The sequence below is a fragment of the Streptomyces sp. NPDC047049 genome, from assembly GCF_040643995.1.
GTDB classification, from domain to species: Bacteria; Actinomycetota; Actinomycetes; order Streptomycetales; family Streptomycetaceae; genus Streptomyces; species Streptomyces mooreae.
On sequence record NZ_JBEYVM010000003.1, the window covers coordinates 1 to 16609 of the forward strand.

A 16609-nucleotide genomic window follows, 5' to 3' on the forward strand; every position below is an offset into this window, starting at 1 on the left:
GCCGGAGGGGCCTGGTGTGTGGACGTAAAGCGAAGCAGTCCACACACCAGGCCCCGGAGGCCCGTCACCGCACCCACAGCCCCGCGCAGCGGACCTGGCCCGCCGCAGGCGAAACGGCGGGAAAGCCAAAAACGGGGGGGAGGCAAAACGCAGCGGACCTGGCCCGCCGCAGGCGCAACGGCGGGAAAGCCGAAACGCGGAAAGACCTACCGCGGCGCGATGTCCTCGAACCCCGCGATCTCCCGCGGGCTCCGCGCCGCCGGCCCCACATACCGGGCCGACGGCCGCACCAGTCGGCCCGTCCGCTTCTGCTCCAGGATGTGCGCACTCCAGCCGGCCGTACGGGCGCAGGTGAACATCGAGGTGAACATGTGCGCCGGGACCTCGGCGAAGTCCAGGACGATGGCCGCCCAGAACTCGACGTTGGTGGCCAGCACCCGGTCGGGACGGCGGCTGCGCAGCTCCTCCAGTGCGGCCTTCTCCAGGGCCTCGGCGACCTCGAAGCGCGGGGCGTTCAGGTCCCGGGCGGTGCGCCGCAGCACCCGCGCCCGCGGGTCCTCGGCGCGGTAGACACGGTGGCCGAAGCCCATCAGCCGCTCGCCCGCGTCCAGCGCCCGCCGGACGTACGCGGAGGCGTCGCCGGACCGCTCGATCTCCTCGATCATGCCGAGGACCCGGGACGGCGCGCCGCCGTGCAGCGGGCCGGACATCGCGCCCACCGCGCCGGACAGCGCGGCCGCCACATCCGCGCCCGTGGAGGCGATGGACCGGGCGGTGAAGGTGGAGGGGTTCATGCCGTGCTCGGCGGCCGAGGTCCAGTAGGCGTCGACGGCCTTGACGTGCTGGGGGTCGGGCTCCCCGCGCCAGCGCTTCATGAAGCGCTCCACGATGGTCTCCGCCGTGTCGATCTCCTTCTGCGGCACCATCGGCAGGCCCGGCCCGCGCGCCGACTGGGCCACGTACGACAGGGCCATCACCGCGGCGCGGGCAAGGTTGTCACGGGCCGTCGCCTCGTCGATGTCCAGCAGCGGCTTCAGGCCCCACACGGGCGCGAGCATGGCGAGCGCCGACTGCACATCGACCCGGATGTCACCGGAATGCACGGGAATCGGGAACGGCTCGGCGGGCGGCAGCCCCGGGTTGAAGGCCCCGTCGACCAGCAGCCCCCAGACGTTTCCGAAGGACACCTTCCCGACGAGGTCTTCGATGTCGACCCCGCGGTAGCGGAGCGAGCCGCCTTCCTTATCCGGTTCGGCGATCTCCGTCTCGAACGCGATGATTCCCTCGAGTCCGGGTACGAAGTCGGACATCAGGCAGCTCCTCAAAATGGGGACGGCAAACGGTCCGTGACCGGCTGCCGTGCGGTCGAGTCTCAGGTCTGCGTGCGGTGCCGGTGCGGTTACGCGGCTGCGCCGGGCAGCTCGCGGTCCGTACCGGGCACGCCGGTGATGCCCCGCCAGGGCGCGGGTCACGCGGCGGTGTTGCCCGCAGTGGGTCAAACCGCGGGCGGGCAGGTGCGGTGTGGTGCGTCCCTTCGGGCCGGACGGACACGATAGCTCTCCCCGTCCGGCGGCCACAGTGGGGCGCCCCCTCATTCTGGCGGGTCTCTCCCCTGTCAGCAGGGGTGAGACTCGGCACAACGGTCGATCCGCCGACGGGAGGGTTACGGCAGGTCGACGAGGGGCAGACTTCCGCCCCTCCCGGCTGACCGGGCCGGACCCGATGCTGCAAGATGAGGCCGTGCACCCAGCCGAGCCTCATGCCGAGACCCCCGATCCCTCCTCCATGCGTGCGCACTACCGCGCCGAGGGGCTGGTCGAGTCCGACCTCGCCGCCAGTCCCTACAACCAGTTCGCACGCTGGTTCAAGGACGTGACGGTGGCCGGTCTGCACGAGCCGAACGCCATGGTCGTCTCCACTGCGGACGCCGACGGCCGGCCGAGTTCGCGGACCGTGCTCCTCAAGGCGTTCGACGACCGCGGCTTTGTGTTCTTCACCAACTACAACAGCCGTAAGGGTCGCGAACTGGCCGAAAATCCAGCCATTTCGCTGCTGTTCCCGTGGCACCCGCTTGCCCGCCAGGTCGTGGTGACCGGTACGGCGGAGCGCATCGGCCGGGACGAGACCGCCGCCTACTTCCGCACCCGCCCGCACGGCTCCCAGCTCGGCGCCTGGGCCAGCGACCAGTCCGCCCCCGTCGCCTCGCGCGCGGAACTGGAGCAGGCCTACGAGGAATTGGCGGCCCGCTACCCGGAGGGCGAGCAGGTGCCGGCGCCCCCGCACTGGGGCGGCTACCGGATCGCCGCCGAGACGGTCGAATTCTGGCAGGGCCGGCACAACCGGCTGCACGACCGGCTGCGGTACGTGCGCGAGCACGAGTCCTGGCGGGTGGAGCGCCTGGCGCCCTGACGGCCTGGCGCCCTGACGGCGGGGCGCGGGGGCCGGAGGAGAAGGCGGGGAGCGGGGGAGAGAACGCAGACGACCCGCGGGCTGTTTCCTCCGCGCTCGGTGGCGCAGAGGGCCGGTCGGACGAACCGGCAGCCCGCGGGTCGGGTGACTGCTTGGGATTGGCCGGCTGCGCATCTGCAGTATGCGCTGGTCCGGCGCTGCACTTCGGGTGAAGCGACGGGCCGCTAGCCCGCAGCCACCTCACGCGTCCGGTGCGAAATCATCTGCCGAACCACCTCCCTTCTCGTGTGCTCCACACACTAGGAAGCCGCCCGGCCGCACACAAGGGAATTTCCCGATAGCAACGATTTCCGCAAACCGGCTGTGGGGTGTGTCACGTTCCAGTTGAATGTTCCCAGGTGGAGCACGTGCGGCCGGGTTTCGTAAGGGGTGCCAGTGACTGCTTCGTCAGCTTCTTCTGCCTCGTCGGCGGCGCGCCGGCCCGCCGAGGACGCCGATGACTCGGGTCTGCTCGCCGCACTCCTGGACGGGATGGACGCCGCCCTGGTCGCCTTCGCCGCGGACGGCACGGTCACCCACTGGAACCACGAGGCCGAACGCATCCTGGGGTGGACCACCACCGAAGCCGTCGGCCGTACGGGCCTGGCCGGCTGGGCGGTGCGCAAGGAGGACGCCGACGAGATCGACGCCGCCCTCACGGCCGCCATGCGCTCCCCGGGCCGCCAGGTGCAGGAGTTCGCCCTGCTGACCAAGGACGGCCACCGCGTGCTCGTCCGTACCCAGGCCTCCGCGGTCCGCGGACCCGGCGGCCGGGTCGCGGGGGCGTACTGCGCCTTCAGCGAGGTGCACACCCAGATGGACCTGGAGCGGTCCATCGCGCTCAGCGAGGCGCTGTTCGAGGACGCGTCGTGGGGCGTGGTGCTGATCGACGCCGATCTGCGCCCCGCCGTCGTCAACGCACACGCCGCCCGCGCCCTGGGGGTGGGGCGCACCGCCCTGCTGGGGCGTCCCCTGGGCGACCTGCTGGCACAGGGCGTCGAGGAGCTGGAGTGCGCCCTGCAGCACGTCCTCGCCGAGGGCGCGCCGCCGGCCGTCGCCGAGCTGTGGGTGACGCTGCGCTCCGAGGAGGCCGGGCTGCCGCGCCGGTGCTGGCGCAGCGGCTTCGTCCGGCTGGCCTCCCCGCTGGGGGAGGAGCCGGTGCCGCTGGGCGTGGCCTGGCTCTTCCAGGACGTCACGGCCGCCAAACGCGCCGAACAGGACAGCTCCCTGCTGCGCTTCCGCGCCCATCAGCTCCACCGGGCCGGCCGGGCGGCCGCGGACTGCCCGGACCCGGCCGAGGCCGCCGCGGTCCACCTCGACTTCGCCCTCGCGGGCTTCGCCGACCACGGCCTCGTCGACCTCGCGGCGACGTCCGCACCCGCGCCGTACGGGGCGGTCGCCGAGGACGGTCCGTACGAGGACGCCGCCGATGGCGCGCCCGGTGCCGTGTCCGGCGCTGTGCTCGATGCCGCGTCCGGTGCCGCGCCCGACGAGGAGTCCGGCGCGGAGTCCGCAGCGGATACCGGCCGGCGGCCGCGGCGGTCCGCGCCCCGGCTGGTGCGGACGCTGGCGTCCCCGGCCGGTTCACCCGGTCCCTCGGAGCGGCTGCCGGCGACCGGGATCCCCACGCCGTACGTGCCGGGGCATCCGGCGCTCCAGGCGTACGAACGGGGCGGCTCGGTGCGCAGCAGCGCCGGTCCCGCTTCGGCCGAGGGCTGGGCGGCCGCCCGCAACTGGCCGGACGGCACGGTGCACGGGCTGTGCGCGGTGCTGCGCAGCCGGGGGCGCACGCTCGGTGTCGTGACGTTTCTGCGGACGCCCGCGCGCCGCCCCTTCGACCGCGCCGACGCGGACTACGCGGAGGAGGTCGCGGCCCGGATCGCCGCGGCCCTCGACCTCGCGGGCGCGGCCTCGCTCTGAGCGGACGGCTCCGGGGCGGGCCGCCGCTACTGCCGGTAGAAGATCCGGTCCGCGTACTCGCTCATCACCCGGGCGTTCCAGTCGTGCCCGCCGTCGACGTTCCCCGAGCGCAGCAGCGGCGGTTCGATGCCCCGCTCGGCGAGGGTGCCCGCGGCCGTCGCCACCATGGCCTGCATGATCGCGCTGGTGACGACGGTGGAGGCGGGGGCGAACGGCGCGTCGATGCCCGGCAGCGTCAACTCCGCGTCGCCGACCGGGATCCGGCTGTCGAGCACCAGGTCGCAGTGGTCCTTGAGGAAGCGGCCGGAGGCGTGCCGGGACGTGGTCGCGGCCGCGTACGCCACCGAGGTCACGCCGATGACCTTGATGCCGAGGGCGCGGGCGTTCCGCGCCATCTCGACGGGCAGCGCGTTCCGGCCGGAGAGCGAGATGATCACCAGCACATCGCCCGCCTCCAGCGGACTGGTGTCCAGGACGGCCCCGGCCAGCCCGTCGACCCGCTCCAGGGCGCTGCCGAGCGTCGCGGGCCGTACGTCCACGCCGACCACGCCCGGTACGGACAGCAGATTCATGATCGCCAGGCCGCCCGCGCGGTAGACGGTGTCCTGCGCGGGGAGCGAGGAGTGCCCGGCGCCGAAGGAGAAGACCCGGCCGCCCGCCGCGACGGCGTCCGCGATCAGCCGCCCGGCCGCGGTGATCCGGTCACCCTCGTCGTCGCGGACCTGCCGCAGCAGGTCGATCGCGGCGTCGAAGAAATCCCCGGCCAGCCGGTCGCTCCGGTCGCTCTCAGCCATGGACGCGGGCCCCTCTCGTCGGGTCTCGCCGGGCCGCGCCGTCCGGCGCGGCGCACGGCGCATCTCGTCGTATCTGATCAGTGGCGCGGATCACGTTGCGGTCCGGACCGGTGCCCTGTCAATACGGCCGCGGGGGAGTGGTCCGGCGACGAGGAGGCACCGTTGTCGGCGGGATGCGTCAGAATTGAGTTCAGGGCCACCGCACCACACATCAAGGGGCACGCATGTCCGGACTGATCGACACCACGGAGATGTATCTCCGCACCATCCTCGAACTCGAAGAGGAAGGTGTGGTGCCCATGCGCGCCCGCATCGCGGAGCGGCTGGAACAGAGCGGCCCGACGGTGAGCCAGACGGTCGCGCGCATGGAGCGGGACGGGCTGCTGACGGTCGCGGGTGACCGCCACCTGGAGCTGACGGAGGAGGGCCGGCGGCTCGCCACGCGGGTGATGCGCAAGCACCGCCTCGCCGAGTGCCTGCTCGTCGACGTCATCGGGCTCGAATGGGAGCAGGTGCACGCCGAGGCGTGCCGCTGGGAGCACGTGATGAGCGAGGCGGTCGAGCGCCGCGTCGTGGAGCTGCTGCGGCATCCGACGGAGTCGCCGTACGGCAACCCCATCCCGGGGCTGGAAGAGCTCGGCGAGACGGCCGGGGGCGACCCGTTCCTGGACGCCGGGATGGTGAGCCTGATGGATCTGGACGCCGGGGCCGACGGTAAGACGGCCGTGGTGCGCCGGATCGGCGAGCCGATCCAGGCGGACGCCCAGCTGATGTACACCCTCCGGCGGGCCGGTGTGCAGCCGGGCGCGGTGGTGAGCGTGACGGAGTCCTCTGCCGGGGTGCTGGTCGGCAGCAGCGGCGAGGCCGCCGAGCTGGACTCCGAGATCGCCGCCCATGTGTTTGTCGCCAAGCGCTGAAAGCAGTTTCAGCCTCTTTCTTTTCGGCGCTTCCCGCCGAAGCCTCCCCCGGAGCCCGCTGAACTGCGCCGATGCGCCGCTCAGCGGGCTCAGCAAGTTCTTTCCGGTTGAACGGACTTGTGCGAATCCGTGCGATAGGGCCGGTCTCGTGTCACGCTGACGCATGGCCATGCATCGGCCTGTCCTGGCCGGGGAGGGGGTTCGGATGCATCCACGTATGACGGAGACAGTCAGGGCCCCGGCGCTGCGAGCAGCCGGGGCCCTGCCTCCCCATGTCCCCCACCCAAGACCCGGAGCCCCGAGCTCCCAGGGTCTTCTCCCACGGGCCCCCTTCCCGGTAGGGCCCGCCTCCCGGCAGATGTCTCCCCGTGGCGGGCGCGGCCAATCCTTGAGTGAGGTCACTCGAACGAGGGGTATTGCGCGCCGAAACGGTGCGTTCGAATAGGGGTTCGATAGTGTGGAGCTGCTCAAGGGACGATTGGGGGTGCCAAGGCACATGGTGCAGCGCATCGATGTCACAGGGGCCGGCGGTGTAGGCCTCGCCGCCTGGGAATTCACCGACCCGCCCAAGATCGGCGGCGGGCTGGAGGAGAGCGAGCAACGGCCTGGCGTACTCCTGCTCCATGGCCTGATGGGCCGCGCCTCGCACTGGGCGGCCACCGCGCGCCGCCTGAGCGCGCGCCACCGTCCCGTCGCGCTGGACCAGCGGGGCCACGGCCGCAGCGAGAAGCCCGCCGAGGGGCCGTACGACCGCGAGGCGTACGTCGATGACGCCATCGTGGCCATCGAGCAGCTCGGTCTCGCCCCGGTCGCCCTTGTCGGGCACGCCATGGGCGCCCTGACGGCGTGGCAGTTAGCGGCCCGAAGACCGGATCTGGTCAGTGCGCTGGTCATCTGCGATATGCGGGCCTCGGCGCTCGGGGCGGCCTCGCAGCGCGAGTGGACCGAATGGTTCCGGTCCTGGCCGGTGCCGTTCGCCACCCTCGCGGATGTCCGCAAGTGGTTCGGTGAGGACGATCCGACCCTGGAGCGGCCCAGACCCGCCCGCGGTGAGTTCTTCGCCGAGGTGATGGCCGAGCGCGCCGACGGCTGGCGCCCGGTCTTCTCCCGCCGGCAGATGCTCACCGCCCGCGAGACCTGGGTGCATGACGCCCATTGGGAAGAGCTCGCCCAGGTCCCGTGCCCGACCCTGGTCGTCCGCGGCCTCGATGCCGAACTGGGCCGTGCCGAGGCCATGGAGATGGTCAGGGTGCTGCCGCGCGGCGCCTACGCCGAAATCCCCGACGCCGGCCATCTGCTCCCCTGGGAACAACCCGACGCCTGGTGCGCCGCCATCGAGCCCTTTCTCTCCACGGCCACGATGCCCGGCTGAGCGGCACACGGCATTACGGCACACGGCAAGACGGCACACGGCACATGGCCCGCGCGGTAAGGCATTGCCGCAGGGCAGCGCGGGCGGGCCATGCGCCCGGCGGCGGGGGCGGCCGGACGGGCCCGCCCCGTCCGGCCGCCTGCCGAGTCCGGCCCGGCCCGCCCGCTTCCCGGCCTGATCGCCCGGCCCGGCCCGGCGCGCCCGCCGAACCGGTCCGGCGCGCCCCTCCGGCGCGTGGCCCTCAGGCCTTGCTGACCGCCGCCAGGATCTCCGGCAGCCGCCGCGCCACCCGGGGCGCCGCCACCCGGAGGCCCAGTTCCGCGATGCCCACGCCGTAGACCGCGCCGACCGGCAGCAGCACCCACAGCAGGGCGTGCAGACCGGCGACATGCAGCCAGATGGTCAGGCCCAGCAGCGGCGCGCACAGCATGGCGCCCACCAGCACCCCGCCGAAGAGGCTGAACCAGGCGATCGAGGCCTGCCCCGGCGCGACGTTCTTGTTGCCCTCCGAGGGGATCGAGTAGGGGAAGACCGCCGACGACAGCGCCCCGGTCGCCATCAGCGCACCCAGCACGGCCAGCGAGAGCCCGTACACCTCCACGAAGTCCGACCACGGCCCGATGACGGCGGCGGTGCCGGCGACGACCAGCGTGACGTACGGGACGGCCACCAGCGCCAGCGCGCAGGCGCGCGCCCGCAGTTCCCGGTAGGCGTCCCGCGGGGTGGCGATCGTCGAGGCGACCATCCAGAACGCCGAGGTGTCCTGCCCGAACTGGTTGTACATCTGCGAGCCGAGCAGCGCCGAGGCCGAGAACGACGTATAGATGCTGCCGTTGCCCTGCGCGGCCGAGACGGCCGGCAACAGCAGGCCGACGCCGAGCGCGGTCGCCCACGCCATCTTCGACTTGGGGTCGCGCCAGGCGTAGCGCAGCGTCCGGAGCATGACCGCGCCGGTCCGCCCGTCCGGCAGCAGCCGCCCGAGCCCGCGCTGCTTCGTGCCGGCCCGGCGTGCGCTGTCCTTCTCCACCGCCTGGAGGGTCGAGGAGTCCGGGGAGGTCATCAGGGTGGTCAGAGTCCGCTGCCACCACCACAGCAGCAGGACCAGCGCCAGCGCCGCCAGCGCCAGGCCGGCCAGCGCCCGCCCGTACGCCCCGTGTCCGGCGTCCTCGACGGCGCTGACCGCCGAGGCCGGCGGCACCCAGCGCAGCACCTCGCCCACCGGCTCCAGTACGGACAGGCCGTCCGGCCGGCCCAGCTTCTGGGCGGCGATGTTGATGCCCTGGGCGCCGAGGGCGATGAACAGGCCGCCCAGTACGGCGAGATCACGGCCGCGGCGGCTGGTCAGCAGCCGCACCGCCGCGGTGGCCACGGCCCGTGCCAGCGACACGCACACCAGCACCACCAGGACCACGGCCACCACACCCACGGCAGCGGCAGCCGGGCCGTCCGCGACCGCGATCACCGAGCCGGCCGCCAGCGCGAGGGTGACGACCGGGCCGATGCCGACGAGCGAGGCGACCAGCAGCGACACGGTCAGGGGCCGCGGCCGCAGCGGCAGCATCACCAGCCGGGTCGGGTCCAGCGTCTCGTCGCCCGTCGGGAAGAACAGCGGCATCACCGCCCAGCCCAGGGTGAGGATCCCGGTGAGCAGCACGACCAGCGCGCCGACGTGCGCGGTGCCGCGCAGCGCGACCAGCCCCAGCACGACACCGGCGGTGAACAGCAGACCGACGATGACGGAAGCGATGTACGCCAGCGCGCGCCCGGTGGACTGCCGCAGCCCGTTGCGCAGCAGCGACAGCTTCAGCCGGACGAAGACGCCGGTCAGGGAGGGCGCGGGGGCGGCGGCCGGTCCCGCGGTCGCCACGGGGGATTCGGTGCTCATCGGGCGCCGCCACCGCCCAGCCAGTCGAGGTTGGTTCCCGGACCGCGGTCCCGTGCGCCGACGAGTTCGAGGAACGCGTCCTGCAGCGAGGGCGCCGCGCCCCGTACCTCCGCGAGCGGGCCGTCCGCACGGATCCGCCCGGCGGCGATCACCGCGACCCAGTCGCACAGCGACTCGACCAGCTCCATCACATGGCTGGAGAAGATCACGGTCGCCCCGGAGGCCGTATAGCGCTCCAGCACCCCGCGGATGGTCTGCGCCGACACCGGGTCGACGCCCTCGAAGGGCTCGTCGAGGAAGAGGATTTCGGGGTTGTGCAGCAGCGCCGCCGCCAGCCCGATCTTCTTGCGCATACCGGTGGAGTAGTCCACCACCAGCTTGTTCTGCGCGCCCGACAGATCGAGCACGTCCAGCAGCTGCCCGGCCCGCTTGTCGACCTCGTCGCCCGGCAGTCCGCGCAACCGGCCTATGTAGCCGAGGAGTTCACGTCCGGAGAGCCGTTCGAAGAGCCGCAGCCCCTCGGGCAGCACCCCGATCCGGGACTTGACGGACACCGGGTCCTGCCAGACGTCGTGCCCGCCGATCTCGACCAGTCCGGCGTCCGGTCGCAGCAGGCCGGTCACCATGGACAGCGTGGTGGTCTTGCCGGCGCCGTTGGGGCCGACCAGACCGATGAAGCGCCCGGCCGGCAGCGTCAGATCGATGCCGTTGACGGCGATCTGCTCGCCGAACTTCTTCCACAGACCCTGGACGCGGACGGCGGGCGGGCCGGCCACGACGCCCCCGGGGGACCCGGCCGCCCCGCCCGGAGCGGCGGCCGACGGCGGCGCCGGCTCGGCCGGCCGGTCGAGGCGCGGACCGACGCGCCGGTCGTGGTGCGGATCGAGGTGCTGATCGATGTCTTCCGGCTCGTTCGCCACCGGCCCTGCCCTTCGACGTCCCCGCAGAGGCCGTCCTGGCCCCCGTCAGGGACCCCACGATACGACCGGATATCGGAGGATGCCGGGCGATGAGCGCCCCCGGCGCAGGCGGACCGGTCCGGGGCGGCGCGGTGCCCTCAAGGGGAATCGGCCGGTCCGGGGGAGTGGCCCCGGACCGGCGCGGATCAGCGCCCCCGGGCCGCGACCGCGTCCCGTGCGCAGGCGTACGCGAGCGGGCTGATCAGCTCCTCGGCGTCCGGCAGCCAGCGGTTGGCGGCGGTGGGGCGGCGCGCCCACTGCACCGAGCCGTGCGCGCCCACCCGGGTCGGCGGCGCGGCGATGTACTCGCCCTCGCCGCGGCAGATCAGATCGAGCGCGGCCGGCGCCCAGCCCAGGCTCCGTACCAGCGCCGGGACCTTCACCGAGGCGCCGGGAAGGACGAGGAAGAGCATCCGCCGGCCGGGGGTGCGGGTCACCGGTCCCAGCGGCAGCGCCATCCGTTCCATCCGGGCCAGCGCCAGACAGCCGGCGGTCTCGGGGACATCCAGCGCCTCGAACGCCCGGCCGGTCGGCAGCAGGATCGAGGCGCGCGGCTGCTTGCTCCACATCCGGCGGACGGCGGTGGCGCTGCCGGTGGCCTGTCCGGCCCAGCCGGGGGCGGTCGGGTGCGCGCCGGGCGCCGCGCAGTCACCCGCGTCGCACGAGCAGCGCAGGGTGTCGCCGTCGTGTTCCAGCCATGCGCCGGGGAACACGTCCCAGTGCCGTTCCTCCGCGTAACGCACCGCGGTGTCGAGCAGCTCCTCGCCGCGCTGCGGGCCGCGCTGCCCGGGGATCTGTGAGGTACTTGTGACTCCTATGGTCTCTTCCACGCTGAGGACAACTTCCGGTGTCACCAAGGGTTACGGCCGGACGGCCGGCCCCCCGGCGCATCGTTCTCGCACGTGGGGCGCATGGGTGCACCGGTGGGGGCGCATGTGCGGGCGGGGCCCGGGGAGCGGGTAGCCACCTGCCTGACGGGCGGAGAGGCCGCCCGGCGGCAGGCCGAAGTGCACCCGGGGGGAGCCCGGCACGGCGGCGCCGCGATCTGTGCACGGCACCGCGCGCCCTCCCTACTCGTGAACGAGCGCTGCGCACCGAGGATGCTCCGTACAGGGCCTAAAACGCTCACAACTGAGCATCCGCTGCAAAGTGCGTATCACTCCGATCTCTCCTATCGCGCATATCCCGGATCTCTCGGATATCCGGCATATTCACGGGGAATCGATCACGAGGAACGGCGTTCGCCGGTGAACGCACAGCGGTACTCAGGGGGTACATGCATGGCCGCCAGGCCACTCGTCGCACGCCAGCCCAACGAACGGCTGCAGACGCTGATCCAGGAAGCCGCCTGCTCCAACGCGGGGCTCGCCCGCCGCGTCAACATGTGCGGTGCGGAGCACGGTCTCGACCTCCGCTACGACAAGACCTCCGTGGCCCGGTGGCTGCGCGGGCAGCAGCCGCGGGGCCGGGCTCCGGCCGTCATCGCGGAGGCGCTGGGGCGCAAGCTGGGGCGCACGGTCACCATCGACGAGATCGGGATGGCCGACGGCAAGAACCTCGCCTCCGGGGTGGGGCTGCAGTTCTCGCCGACCGTCCTCGGGGCCATCGAGCAGGTCTGCGAGCTGTGGCGCAGCGACGTCGGGCGGCGCGACTTCCTCAGCGGTTCCACGGTCGCGGCCTCCGCGCTGGTCGAGCCCAGCCGTGACTGGCTGATCACCGGAGCGGACAGCCAGGTCGCCCGGAACGCCGGTGCCCGGGTCGGGATCTCCGACGTCGAGGCGGTACGCGCCATGACCACGGCGCTCAGCGAACTCGACCACCGCTTCGGCGCCGGGCACGTCAGGCCGGTCGTCGTGCACTACCTCAACAGTGTGGTCTCGGGGCTGCTGGCCGGTTCGTACCGCGAGTCCGTCGGACGGGAACTCTTCGCCGCCGTCGCGCGGTTGACCGAACTCGGCGGCTACATGGCCGTCGACACCGGTCAGCCCGGCCTCGCCCAGCGCTACTACATCCAGGCGCTGCGGCTCGCCCAGGCGGCCGGCGACCGCGGCTACGGCGGCTATGTCCTGGCCGCGAGCATGAGCCATCTCGCCGCCTCGCTGGGCAATCCCCGGGAGATCGCCCAGCTCGCACGCGCCGCCCAGGAGGGCGCCCGGGGTCATGTCACCCCGCGCGCGGAGGCGATGTTCTGCGCGGCGGAGGCGCGCGGACACGCCCTGATGGGCGACGGCCGGGCCTTCCAGGTGGTGGCCGGCCGGGCGGTCGCCGCGATGGAGCGCGCCGACGCGTCGGCCGAGGCGGGCGACGACCCGGTCTGGATCGCGCACTTCGACCAGGCGTACCTGGCCGATGAACTCGCCCACTGCCACCGCGACTTGGGGCAGCCGGGGCCCGCCGGACAGCGTGCGCAGGAGGCGCTGGACGGGCACCCGGAGGGCCGGGCGCGGCGGCGGGCCATCGGTCTGCTGCTGCTGGCCGGTGCCCAGGCGCAGCAGCGGGAGGTGGAGCAGGCCTGCCATACGGGCACCCAGGCGATCGAGCTGCTGAGCGGGCTGCGTTCGGACCGCGGTGCGGAGTATCTGGAGGACTTCCAGCTGCGTCTGGAGCCCTTCCGGGACGAACCGGTGGTGCGGGAATTCAGCAGCCGGCTGGAGCTGAGGGCCACGGCGGCGGCGTGAACGGCGCCGCGGGGAGCGCGAACGGTGCCGCGGGGAGCGCGAACGGTGCCGCGGGAAGTGCGAACGGCGCCGCGGAAAGCGTGAACAACGCCTCACCGCGGAAGCGGCGGCCGGCCCGGCGCCGGAGCGGCCGCTTCGTCGTGAGGCTTCCTCGCGCAGCGTCGTTGTACGGCTTTGTTGTACGGCGTCGGGTATGTCGTACGCCGTCGGGCGGGCCGCGCGCCGGGCCCGCCCGGTGCGTGCCGCGGGCGGACGGGCGTGGTGACCAGGCGACGTGGTCGAACGTTGCTGCGACCCGGTAGCGTGCAGCCGACGATTCCGTAGGTCTGCACGTTGGTAGGAGTCACGGTGACGCAGAGCGGACAGGGTCACGACCCGCAGAATTCTGCGGCCGGTCCCGCGCGAGAGGGCATTGTGCTGCCCGCCAACGGTGAGCCGTGGGTGCCCGACCAGCAGGCCGCACCGCCGGCCGGGCAGCCGTGGGGCCAGCCCTGGGGACCCGGCCCGCAGGCCGCGCCCGCCCCGCAGCAGGGGTACGGCGAGGCGCCCGGCCCGTACGGCGAGGCGCCCGCCCCGCAGCAGGCGCAGACGTACGGCCAGGGGTACCAGCAGCCGCAGACGCAGCCTCAGCAGCCGCAGGCGCATGCCCAGGGGCAGCAGGGTTACGGCCAGGGCCCGCAGGGATACGCCCCGGAGCAGGGGCAGCACGCCCAGGCACCCCAGCCCTCTCCTGCCTCCCCGGCGCCCGCGCAGCAGCCGCAGCAGCCGCAGGGCGGCCAGGGCTTTCCGGCGGCGCCCCAGGGGCAGCCTCCGGTACCGCCGTTGCCGCCCTCGATGCCGCAGCAGGCGCCCCAGCCGCCGCAGCAGAGCCAGCAGCCGCAGCAGGCCCAGCAGCCGCAGCAAACCCAGCAGCAGTACGGGCAGCCGCCGCAGGGCCCGTCCGGGGAGCTGGTGCGGGCGACCCCGCAGACCGGTGCGCCGCTGCCGCCCGCCGCGAGCGACGCGGAGGCCACCGCGCTCATCCCGCCTTTCCACGAGCAGTCCGGCTTTGACCAGCAGCCCGGCGGCCCGGGTGCCGCGCCGCTGCCGCCCGAGGCGGGCACCCGGCCCGAGACGCCGGACGAATCCACCACGATGCTGCGCGCCATCAAGCCGAACCAGGCCAGACCCCAGGGCCAGGCCCAGCCGATGCCGCAGTCGCAGCCGATGCCCGGTGCCCAGGGCGCGGGCGACGCCGAGGCCACCCAGCTCATCGCGCCGGTCGGCGCCGCCGCACCGCCCCCGCCGCCCGGCGCGCCGTACGGCGTCCGCCCCGGCGCGCCCGGCGACCGTGCCACCCCGGCCGAGTTCGACGGCCTGTTCCGTGACGGCCCGGGCGCACCCGGCCGGCCCGGTGCCCCGGACTCCACCGCACAGCTGCCGCGCTTCGAGGACCCGGGCCGCCCGCCGTACGGCCGGCAGGGCCACGGGCAGGGCTACCAGGGCCAGCAGTTCCCGCCCAGCGGCGGCTACGACCAGCAGGCCTCGTACGACGACGGCGGCGGCGGCCGCCGCAAGCTCGCCCCCGCCGTGATCGTCGGCATCGTCATCGTGGCGCTCGCGGGGGCCGGCCTCGGCCTCGGCTGGGCGCTGAGCGGGGGAGGAGACGAGCCCACCGCGAAGAAGCAGGACGCCGGACCCGGTACGACGAAGGCGGCCAAGGACTCGGAGCAGCCGAAGCCGTCCGCCGATCCGGCCGAGGCGCAGGCCAAGGGCCTGGACGCACTGCTGGGCGACAGCAACAACAGCCGTTCCTCGGTGATCGGCGCCGTCAACAGCATCAAGACCTGCAGCAACCTCGGCGGCGCGGCCAAGGACCTGCGGGCCGCGGCCGGCCAGCGCAACGACCTGGTGAAGCGGCTGCAGCAGCTGCCCGTCGACAAGATCCCCAACCACGACCGGCTGACCGCCATGCTGACCAAGGCCTGGCAGTCCTCGGCGGCCGCGGACAACCACTACGCGGCCTGGGCCGGCCAGGTCGGCAGCAAGAAGGGCTGCCACAAGGGCAAGGCCCGGCCCAGCAGGCAGGCCGCCCAGGGCAATGTGGCCAGCGGCCAGGCGACCACGGCCAAGAAGCAGGCGGCCCAGATCTGGAACCCGCTCGCCAAGAAGTACGGCCTGACGGAGCGCCGCCCCGAACAGCTCTGAGCAGGGCAGGCGCAGGCGCAGGGACCTCAGCTGTCCGTGCGCCGCCGTTCCAGCGTCTTGGTGACGTTCACGAAGCCGTCCTTGGCGGCGGTCAACTCGCCGTCCCTGACGACCTGGTAGGTCACCATCCCGTTCACGATGCGCGGGAAGTCCTGGACGGCGAGCATGTCCTCGTCCCGCCAGCGCAGCTTCGGGGTGAGGCCGCCGGTGTCGATGGCGTGGTCACCGCGGTCCAGCGTCGTCTGCAGGGCGTGCGGGGTGATGTCGTCCACGCCCGCGTCGTCGAGCTGCCCGATCAGGGCGCGCAGCACGGTGTAGGCGATCCAGGTCGTCTGGACGCCCTGGTCGGCCGGGTCGATGCGGTTGTCGTCGAAGGCGAAGTCGTTGATGACCTTGCGCATCGGCTGCCAGCGCGGATCGTGCGCGACCGGGTACCAGCCGGTGATGTCCGCGTCCTCCAGCGGCCCGGCGCTGCCGCCCGTACGGTTCAGCAGCGACTGGCCGACGCTGCCCAGGACGGAGGCGACCCGCACCTTGGGACGGTCCTCCTGCAGCCGCCGGAACGAGTCGAAGAACGTGTCCGTGTGGTCGCCGAGCGAGGCGGCCACACAGGAGCCGGGCGCCTTGCCGCCGGCCGCCGAGGTGCCGTGGACGGCCGGGTCGGCATCCACGTCGTCCAGGGCGCGGTTCACCTCGGAGGAGTAGTCGGTGCCGTCCTCGGGCGCCTTGATGTCCTTGGCCGGGTGCCGATGGCCGCTCTGGAGGCCGGAGTTGAGCAGGGACGGCATCTGGTCGCCCTGGATGGTGTCCGGCCGGACCAGCGCGACGCGCGAGCAGTCGTCCGCCAGCTGGCGGCCGTTGCCGGCGAGCAGGGAGGCCTGGCCGCCGTTGACCGGGTAGGACAGCGGGCTCTCGAACTCCTCGTCCGAGGCCCCGTAGCCGCCGATGAAGGGGATCCCCTTGACCTCCAGCGGCGACATGAACGAGCGGCCGAACTGGCTGTACGAGCCGACGACGGCGACGGCGCCCTCGGTCACCGCGCGCTGGGCGCAGTGCGCCGCGGTCACCGAGTCGTTCTGCTCGTTGCAGGTCAGCACCTTCAGATGGTGGCCCCGGATACCGCCCCGGGAGTTGACCCAGCGGGCGTAGGCCTGGGCCATGGCCGGCATCCCCGGCATATTGGTCGCCTTGGTGCCCTCGGGGGCCCAGGTCATCACCGTGATGGGCGCCTTGTCCCCGGAATCCTCCGCCGCCCCGGCGGGCGAGCCGCAGCCCGAGAGCAGTGACGCAAGGACCGCCGTACACGCCGCCGCCGAGGCGGTGGTGGCCGCGGGAACCGAGGAGAAGGGGCGGGGGAGGGGGCGTCGCCGTCCGGTCATGGCACAGCAGCCTTCCGTCTTGCCCGGAACGCGCTGGTGACGACGAGGCAATGGCCGGTGACGCAGAGGT

At 73.3% G+C, this 16609-nt stretch carries 12 protein-coding genes; 6 read left to right on the top strand and 6 right to left on the bottom strand.

Going from position 1 to position 16609, the window contains the following annotated elements; genetic code table 11:
• Positions 1-206: 206 nt before the first annotated feature.
• The gene (locus ABZ851_RS07955; RefSeq protein ID WP_361123831.1) at positions 207-1310 is read right to left on the bottom strand and encodes a citrate synthase 2; all 1104 of its coding nucleotides are present in this window, start codon (positions 1308-1310) and stop codon (positions 207-209) included.
• A 475-nt stretch (positions 1311-1785) separates the two neighbouring features.
• On the opposite strand from ABZ851_RS07955, the gene pdxH reads away from it, so the two are divergent.
• Complete coding sequence (gene pdxH / locus ABZ851_RS07960) at positions 1786-2409, top strand: pyridoxamine 5'-phosphate oxidase (RefSeq protein WP_361124895.1); 624 nt, start codon at positions 1786-1788, stop codon at positions 2407-2409.
• Between the two features lie 435 nt (positions 2410-2844).
• The gene (locus ABZ851_RS07965) at positions 2845-4368 is read left to right on the top strand and encodes a PAS domain-containing protein (RefSeq protein WP_361123834.1); all 1524 of its coding nucleotides are present in this window, start codon (positions 2845-2847) and stop codon (positions 4366-4368) included.
• Between the two features lie 26 nt (positions 4369-4394).
• On the opposite strand, the gene ABZ851_RS07970 is transcribed toward ABZ851_RS07965, so the two are convergent.
• Positions 4395-5162 (bottom strand): SIS domain-containing protein, encoded by a 768-nt coding sequence (locus ABZ851_RS07970; protein ID WP_361123837.1) that lies wholly within the window; start codon positions 5160-5162, stop codon positions 4395-4397.
• A 224-nt stretch (positions 5163-5386) separates the two neighbouring features.
• Between ABZ851_RS07970 and ABZ851_RS07975 the strand changes: the two genes are divergently transcribed.
• Complete coding sequence (locus tag ABZ851_RS07975; RefSeq protein ID WP_088799467.1) at positions 5387-6079, top strand: metal-dependent transcriptional regulator; 693 nt, start codon at positions 5387-5389, stop codon at positions 6077-6079.
• Positions 6080-6575: 496 nt separating this feature from the next.
• Positions 6576-7451, top strand: coding sequence for an alpha/beta hydrolase (locus ABZ851_RS07980; protein ID WP_336051342.1), 876 nt, complete (start codon positions 6576-6578; stop codon positions 7449-7451).
• 241 nt (positions 7452-7692) lie between these two features.
• Here the strand turns inward: ABZ851_RS07980 and ABZ851_RS07985 are convergent, their stop codons facing one another.
• From ABZ851_RS07985 to ABZ851_RS07995, 3 genes are all read right to left on the bottom strand, one after another.
• A complete protein-coding gene (locus tag ABZ851_RS07985; RefSeq protein WP_361123842.1) occupies positions 7693-9336 on the bottom strand; it encodes a transporter in 1644 nt (547 codons plus the stop codon).
• On the bottom strand, positions 9333-10112 hold the full coding sequence (locus ABZ851_RS07990; RefSeq protein WP_361124897.1) for an ABC transporter ATP-binding protein: 780 nt from the start codon (positions 10110-10112) through the stop codon (positions 9333-9335). The genes ABZ851_RS07985 and ABZ851_RS07990 overlap by 4 nt, the downstream gene beginning before the upstream one ends.
• A gap of 329 nt (positions 10113-10441) precedes the next feature.
• Positions 10442-11125, bottom strand: coding sequence for a bifunctional DNA primase/polymerase (locus tag ABZ851_RS07995; protein WP_336051340.1), 684 nt, complete (start codon positions 11123-11125; stop codon positions 10442-10444).
• Positions 11126-11575: 450 nt separating this feature from the next.
• On the opposite strand from ABZ851_RS07995, the gene ABZ851_RS08000 reads away from it, so the two are divergent.
• Both ABZ851_RS08000 and ABZ851_RS08005 read left to right on the top strand, forming a co-directional pair.
• Complete coding sequence (locus ABZ851_RS08000) at positions 11576-12973, top strand: transcriptional regulator (protein WP_361123846.1); 1398 nt, start codon at positions 11576-11578, stop codon at positions 12971-12973.
• A gap of 348 nt (positions 12974-13321) precedes the next feature.
• Positions 13322-15160 (top strand): hypothetical protein, encoded by a 1839-nt coding sequence (locus tag ABZ851_RS08005; RefSeq protein ID WP_361123849.1) that lies wholly within the window; start codon positions 13322-13324, stop codon positions 15158-15160.
• 26 nt (positions 15161-15186) lie between these two features.
• Here ABZ851_RS08005 and ABZ851_RS08010 read toward each other — a convergent pair whose 3' ends face one another.
• Entirely contained in the window at positions 15187-16539 is a 1353-nt protein-coding gene (locus ABZ851_RS08010) for an ABC transporter substrate-binding protein (protein ID WP_361123852.1), read from the bottom strand.
• Between the last annotated feature and the right edge of the window lie 70 nt (positions 16540-16609).

Excerpts from the sequence above, each read along its gene's own strand:
- ABZ851_RS07955 (WP_361123831.1), bottom strand. The coding sequence starts at position 1,310 with ATGTCCGACTTCGTACCCGGACTCGAGGGAATCATCGCGTTCGAGACG.
- pdxH (WP_361124895.1), top strand. The coding sequence starts at position 1,786 with ATGCGTGCGCACTACCGCGCCGAGGGGCTGGTCGAGTCCGACCTCGCC.
- ABZ851_RS07970 (WP_361123837.1), bottom strand. The coding sequence starts at position 5,162 with ATGGCTGAGAGCGACCGGAGCGACCGGCTGGCCGGGGATTTCTTCGAC.
- ABZ851_RS07975 (WP_088799467.1), top strand. The coding sequence starts at position 5,387 with ATGTCCGGACTGATCGACACCACGGAGATGTATCTCCGCACCATCCTC.
- ABZ851_RS07980 (WP_336051342.1), top strand. The coding sequence starts at position 6,576 with ATGGTGCAGCGCATCGATGTCACAGGGGCCGGCGGTGTAGGCCTCGCC.
- ABZ851_RS07985 (WP_361123842.1), bottom strand. The coding sequence starts at position 9,336 with ATGAGCACCGAATCCCCCGTGGCGACCGCGGGACCGGCCGCCGCCCCC.
- ABZ851_RS08000 (WP_361123846.1), top strand. The coding sequence starts at position 11,576 with ATGGCCGCCAGGCCACTCGTCGCACGCCAGCCCAACGAACGGCTGCAG.
- ABZ851_RS08010 (WP_361123852.1), bottom strand. The coding sequence starts at position 16,539 with ATGACCGGACGGCGACGCCCCCTCCCCCGCCCCTTCTCCTCGGTTCCC.